At 58.8% G+C, this 6,567-nt stretch carries 6 protein-coding genes; 2 read left to right on the top strand and 4 right to left on the bottom strand.

The features are described from left to right. Together HKN37_15625 and HKN37_15620 are read right to left on the bottom strand one after the other, a co-directional pair. Window positions 1-1,622: protein kinase (locus HKN37_15625; GenBank protein ID NNE48081.1), on the bottom strand; the 1,622-nt coding region annotated here is incomplete at its 3' end. Beyond that, on the bottom strand, window positions 1,612-2,208 hold the full coding sequence (locus tag HKN37_15620) for a sigma-70 family RNA polymerase sigma factor (GenBank protein ID NNE48080.1): 597 nt from the start codon (window positions 2,206-2,208) through the stop codon (window positions 1,612-1,614). The genes HKN37_15620 and HKN37_15625, both read right to left, overlap by 11 nt. 177 nt (window positions 2,209-2,385) lie before the next feature. Here HKN37_15620 and HKN37_15615 point away from each other — a divergent pair, with 177 nt between their 5' ends. Both HKN37_15615 and HKN37_15610 read left to right on the top strand, forming a co-directional pair. Beyond that, complete coding sequence (locus tag HKN37_15615; GenBank protein ID NNE48079.1) at window positions 2,386-2,922, top strand: ankyrin repeat domain-containing protein; 537 nt, start codon at window positions 2,386-2,388, stop codon at window positions 2,920-2,922. Between the two features lie 116 nt (window positions 2,923-3,038). Continuing rightward, window positions 3,039-4,232, top strand: a complete 1,194-nt coding sequence (locus HKN37_15610; protein ID NNE48078.1) for an acyltransferase — start codon at window positions 3,039-3,041, stop codon at window positions 4,230-4,232. Window positions 4,233-4,260: 28 nt separating this feature from the next. Here the strand turns inward: HKN37_15610 and HKN37_15605 are convergent, their stop codons facing one another. Together HKN37_15605 and HKN37_15600 are read right to left on the bottom strand one after the other, a co-directional pair. Beyond that, complete coding sequence (locus HKN37_15605; protein NNE48077.1) at window positions 4,261-5,187, bottom strand: pyrroloquinoline quinone biosynthesis protein PqqB; 927 nt, start codon at window positions 5,185-5,187, stop codon at window positions 4,261-4,263. 57 nt (window positions 5,188-5,244) lie between these two features. Continuing rightward, on the bottom strand, window positions 5,245-6,567 hold a 1,323-nt coding region (locus HKN37_15600), incomplete at its 5' end, for a hypothetical protein (protein NNE48076.1).

Genomic DNA, 6,567 nt, shown 5'->3' with positions numbered 1-6,567 from the left:
GTGTAGTACTCCGAAATCCCTGCGCCGTAAAGCGTTAGCACGGAAGAAGAATCGAGGGAGCGAGCACGTCGCAGGTGTTCTCTCCCCTCCTGCGCGCGACCTGTTCGCAGCAGAAGCCACCCGAGTTCATAGTGTGCGATTGCGTTCGTGGGGTCGAGCGTTATCGCCCTTCGAAAGGCCAACTCCGCACGCGACCAGTCACGATCGTACAACTCATAGACCAGTCCCTGCGACACATGCGCTTCGGATGCCGCTGAATCAAGCGACATCGCCGTCTGCAAAGCCTGCCGCGCCAGGGGCTCACTCTCGTCATCACCAAGCAGGATGTAACCCTCCGCCAGTTTCGCGTACCCTGGCGCGTACGTGCTATCCCTGCGAACGACCTCGCGAAAGCGTTCGATCGCCATCCGCGTATACTGCGGTCCCTCCAGACTTCTGAAGTAGTCGCCCTCTGCCATGAGGTTCTGGATGACAGCGCCCTCGCTCTTGCCGAACCACAGGGCCAGCGCCGCCAGAATGAGAACTACCGCCGCTACACCGCCAATGACCGAGAACCATTTCCGACGTCCCTTCGAGATCGGTCCCACGGCGTAACCCACCGTCGGGAGCGCGCCAAGGTCCTTCAGCTTACCAGTAACCACATGCGCCGATTCGATTCGCAAAGCCGGATCCTTCTGCAGAAGTCCATGGACAATTTCGCAAACAGGCGCCGGCACTTCCGGCGAAATGTCCTCGAGTCGCGCCGGCTCCTCGTTTACAATCGAGTACAGGATCGCTTGATCATACTCGCCACGAAACGGTCGCTGCCCGGATAACATTTCGTACAACATCACGCCCGTCGACCAGAGGTCTGCCCGCGAATCGACTTCCTTCCCCTGGATCTGCTCCGGAGCCATGTACCCCAGCGTCCCCATCATCATTCCCGATCGCGTCAGCCCCACATCGGCCGTCTTCGCCAGTCCGAAGTCGAGCAGCTTGACCTCTCCCCGGTTCGTCACCATCACGTTGGCAGGCTTGATGTCCCGGTGCACGATCCCGGCGTCGTGCGCCCGTCCCAGACCGCTGAGCACCTGCAATGCGATGTCGACCACTTCGTCGACGGTAAACGAACCTTCCGCGATCCTTTCGCTGAGCGTCTTGCCCTCATAGTGCGCCATGGCGATGTACATACTGCCAGCACTCGTCGTGCCGACATCGTACACGGTGCAGATGTTGGGATGGTCGAGTGCAGACGCTGCCTTCGCCTCTCTCGCAAAACGCTCCCGCGCCTGTTCGTCGGACGCGATCGAGGGTGAGAGGAACTTGAGTACGAGTGTCCTGTCGAGCGCCGTATCTGTGGCCAGATGCACGACGCCCATTCCTCCCCTGCCCAGCTCCTCCAGCACTTCAAACCGACCGACCATTTGACCCCTGACGGGCCTGTACGACTCCAGCATCTCCGGTTCATCGAGTCGCCGGAGTCTCTCCCTGTCGTTGTCATTCGCCTCGAGAAGTGCTTCGACCTCCGCACGAACAATCGGATCGGAATCGTCGAGATGCCGACGCCGTTCCGTCTCCGACAGGCCGACGCACACTTCAAACAACTCGCGCACCTGTTGTTGTTCGGACTTGTCAACTGCCATTGGATCTAGCCTCTGCGATGTTCGTTGCGGCGTGCCAATCGCGTCCGAGCCAGGCACGGGCAAACCTCAGTTCTCGCTCTACTGTGCTCAGGGATATCCCGAGCATTTGCGCGATGTCGTCATTCGTGTATCCGGCGAAGTAGCGGTGTTGAAGGACTTCTGCGGCCCGAAAGTGATGCATTTCGAGGCGTTGCAGAGCATCGTCGAGATCGAGCAGCGTTTCGGAGTAACTGTCGGATATCGGGAGATCTTCGGTGATCGGCATGGCCTTCTCTCCCGCCCCGCGCTTCGCAGCCTTGCGATGCCGGGCGGCGTCGATCAGAATCTGACGCATCGTGCGGGAAGCGATCGCCATGAAGTGGGCGCGATCCTGCCAGTCGACGTCCCGAACATGGACCAGCTTCAGGTACGCCTCGTGTACAAGGCCGGTCGTGTTGAGCGTGTGTGCCGGATCTTCGGCGCGTAGTCTCGCACGCGCAACGTCCTTCAGGCGGTCGTAGATCAGCGGAATCAGGCGATCGAAGGATGCCCGATCTCCTCCGCTGCAGGCTTTGAGAAGCCGTGTGATCTCGTCTCGCTTCGCCATCCGAACAGGCCTCGCACCATACACGACGAGGGTCGACGTGCGCCGCAACCACCGCAAGCAGGTCCATGCGTTCGCAGTCGATTCACCGACGTACCGCTACGTGAAGGTTTTCGGGCTGTTTCAACGCATACCCGAGTGACAGCGGTTTAAATTCAAACAAACAGCGAGGTGACCGACATGCAAGCGAAATTATCATTGGTAGCCCTTCTACTCGTTTCACAGTGGAGCTGCGGCCGCTCAGACCCACCCGCAACTCAGCTTGTCGGGCTGCACGAGGCGGCCCTGGTGGGAAATCTGGAAGCCATTCGACAGCATGTCGCAAATGGTTCGAACCTGGATGAGAAAGACGCCTACGGGTCCACTCCCCTGATCATCGCGGCAACGTTTGACAGGATCGAGGTCGCCAAAGCCCTCACCCAGGCGGGCGCGAATTTGGAAATCGGAAACAACGACAACTCAACTCCGCTTCATACTGCGGCCTTCTTCTGCCGAACCGAGATCGTCAAGATGCTACTGGAGACCGGCGCAGACCGGAATGCCGTGAACAACAATGGACATACTCCTTTGCAAACCGTCGAAGTGCCATTCGAGAATGTAAAAGGCGCGTACGACGCGTTCGGGGCAGCGCTCGGACCACTGGGATTGAAGCTGGACTACGACCAGATCAAGACGACCCGTCCGAGAATTGCTGAGATGCTGCGATCTGAATCCTAGCGCTTTTTGACCACGGCTGCCGGTCGAGCGCGTATGTCGTCATCCTGGCTGAAAGAGTCGATCATGGCTCTTGATTCAAAGACGGTTCGGAAGACCGGGTAACATCGGTACACATCATGGACGCAGAAGAAGACAAAACTCACGCGGGGAGTGTAATCCCGCGCACAGGACGCCGGGTCGCGTTTGACTACCTTCGAGCCACCGCGATCGTTCTGGTGGTCTACCATCATGCCATCATTCCGTACACGACGTTTGCGTACCTGAACCCGCTGAATCCGGTCCAGACCATCAGCCCCGTCGTCAACGGCGAGCGTTGGTCGGGCTTCGATACATTCGCGTGGTTCAACGACATCTTCCTGATGTCATTGCTCTTCCTCGTTTCCGGGTTGTTTGTGTGGAAGAGCCTGACCCGCAAGGGCGCCGCCAAATATCTAAGCGCCCGTGTCACGCGGCTCGGGATTCCATTCCTCGTCGGTGTTCTGCTTCTCGTGGCGCCGACATATTACCCGGCACAACTACAGATCAGCCAGGGATTCGGCGGCGACATCGGTTTCGTGCAGTTCTATCTGGAATTGTTTCGGGTGGGATTCGGAACGGCGGGCCCACTCTGGTTCGTATGGGTCCTGCTGGCGTTCAACGGTCTGTTCGTGGCCGCATATAAACTCTTGCCTATCCCCGCTCGTCCGGACGGAACGTTAGTGACGTCCGCTCTCGCGCGCCCCGTCCTTTTCTTCGCGACCTTGTTGGCGATCTCCGCCGCTGCCTACGGTATGATGGTGATCATGTTTGGACCGCTGACGTGGATCGGCGTGGGCCCGTTCAAGGTGCAGGCGAGTCGCTCCTTGCATTACCTCGTGTACTTTCTTGCAGGCGTAGCTGTCGGCGCCTATGGTATTGATCGGAGCGTCTTTCGAGCCGACGGCCCCCTCGCCACGTACTGGTGGGCCTGGTTGTCGGCGGCCGTCGTCGCGTTCCTTGTGGCGGTCCGTGTGACGGACATTGCATCTTCCAGTCCGTTCATTGGCGGGACCATGTTCACGATTTGCTGTGTCACTATCGGGGCCGCATTCATCGCGACGTTTCTGCGATTTGCAAATCGCCGACGAGTGGTTCTCGACAGCCTGAGCGACAACTCGTTCGGGATCTACATTGTCCACTACCTGATTGCCGCGTGGCTACAGTATTTCCTGCTGGGTCCGGAGGTGTCACCTTTTGTCAAAGCCTCGCTGGCATTCGTCGGAACACTTGTCCTGAGCTGGGCGGTTACCGCGGCGCTTCGGCGCATCCCGGCCGTGGCGAGAGTGATATAGGTTCGGACGACGACGGCGCGCGATCTCGCTACAATCCCACCTGTTCCATCTCCGCCGCAATCCGAAAACCGTTCTCCCGGATCGTCCGACGAGCATCACTCCCGGGGCGTAGAGCAGGGTTTGTGTGATTGAGGTGGATGAACCGTATTCTCGAGCGCATTTCATCAGACAGCCCGCCAAACCGCGCCATGCTGTGCGTGATGAACGGATGCGGGAAGCCGGACATGTCACGGCCCGGGATCTCGCCATCCGAAAAGAACGTCGCATCGAGATAGGCCACGTCGACGTCCGCTATCCGGTCTTCGATACGGACACCCGCGCCATCCCATTCCTCCCAGGAGTCGATGTCCGGGATGAACAGCACGGAGCGACTTGGACCATCGATACGGAAGCCGACTACCTCTGCAAATTCCTGTCGGTGCGGCACGATGATCGGCGTTACGCTGAGACGATCGTTCAGCCGAACCGAAATCCCGTCCGCCAGCGGCCGAAGCGAGATGTTCTGATATGCCACCAGCTGATTCCACGGACCGTTGGAGTCCAGAAATGTGGTCATGCGAGGCATCGCATATACCGGCACATCCCGTGCGCCCATCGACTCATGACCGAGAAACATCAGCCCGGCATAGTGGCCGATGTGAGCATGCGTGACAAAGACACCGGACAAGCCCGGACTGTTCTCGACAGGAAATACTGTATCGAGTCGGTGTAGTTGCTCTCGGAAATCGGGCGTCGCTTCGAACAGCCAGCGCTCGGACGTGATCGGGTCGACAACCGCAAGCGACACGACGAGGCGCCGATGTGCTGCATCCTCCCACCCCGGATGCATCACCGTTCCTGCCTGTGGAACGCCCCCATCTTGAGCGATGCCAAGCACGACGAGAAAGGGATCCGCCGTCTGCGCATATGTAGCAACAGGAAGAAGGCCGAGAATCAGAATTAAGAAGTTTCGCATTCGGAAGTATATGACTACCGGAGTCGCCCTGACAACAAGCGCATTTTGTCACGCGGTTCAGTCTGATTGCGCATCCGAAAGGCCGTCTTCCTCGTCCGAAATGATTCGACCGTCGTCGGCAATGCGGCCGGGCAATTCGAGTCCTTGCATCAGTCGATCGACCGCTTCGTAGATGTCTGCGCGTGTCTCTCTGAGCCTCTTGATAACGTCGCGTTGTCGCCTGCGGGTAATTCTAACACGCAGCGCTCGCCACGATTCCTGAGAGAGCTCGTTATAGATCAGAGCCAGGAAGCCACCTACGATGCCCAGAAGAACCGTCACTACGGCCACCGTGACCGGCACATCCGGCAGCGTTGGAAACATGAGATGAATCTCATCATGCGCTCGCGCAGCGAGAAAAGCAGCCAACGCCCATGTACACGGGAAGAGGATGCTTCCACCGAGAATCTTTACGGTGGCGGCATCCTTGGTCTCTCTTGAGAACACTCGACTCACGCCCTTCAGAGCGTAGTACGGAAGCACGTTGATTACATATCCCACAAGAAGAATCGGCGGGAACAGTAAGAAGACCGCCACGAACTGGAGAAGCACGATCCCGACCCAGAGTGGCGATGTAACACGAGGGCTGCGAGATAACTCGTAATCCTCCAGTCCGACAACTCTGAGACATCGATCGTACTCCGCAACATCCTGTATGAGTGCCTCAATCTCGTCCGGGTGCGTCTTTCGTCGTGACTCGTACGCGTGCCACACCCTGGCGAAGCCCAGCTCCCATTCGGCGATATCGGGGCGCGGCAACTCCGCACCCGCTCTCGAAGCTCGTTCCGCCCGTACCAACTTCCGAAGCCGGTGCATGAGGTGGTGCAGATCCCAGTCTTCCGTTGCCCTGGCGACTCCGACCAGCGTCTTCTCTATCTGTTGCGTGAGCGCACGATAGAGCTCGCGCCGCCTCGCCGTATCAACCTCCTCACCCTGACGAATACTCAATTCGGGCGAGAGCCGTATTGGCTCGTGAAAACACACCAGGACCCGCGATCGGAAAATATCCTTACGATCGTAGTGCAGTCCGACCGGGATGATGACCGGCAAGGGTTCGTCGGGACGGGCGAGCTCGACAGCCTTATAGTACAGTCGGGCCGCACCGGTCTTGATTTCCGAAAGATGCGGGTTGTCGTGACTGAGGCCCTCCGGGAAAAGGGCCGAGAACGACCCTCCTGCCAGCTGCCGGGCCAGTGCATCCAGGCTGGCCTCGTTGGCTTCCAGGCGTTCCATCCTGTTCTTCTCTGTGAGGTCTCCGGCTCGGTAGATGGGAACCGTCCCGAGGCGGCGCATCAGTACGCCAAGTAGCGGCCATTTGAACAGGCCGTGTCTTGCACCGAA

The organism is Rhodothermales bacterium, from assembly GCA_013002345.1.
In the GTDB taxonomy this organism is placed as follows: Bacteria; Bacteroidota; Rhodothermia; order Rhodothermales; family JABDKH01; genus JABDKH01.
Note: the sequence above shows the minus strand (reverse complement) of the source record. Positions and strands in the feature narration are given on the sequence as shown.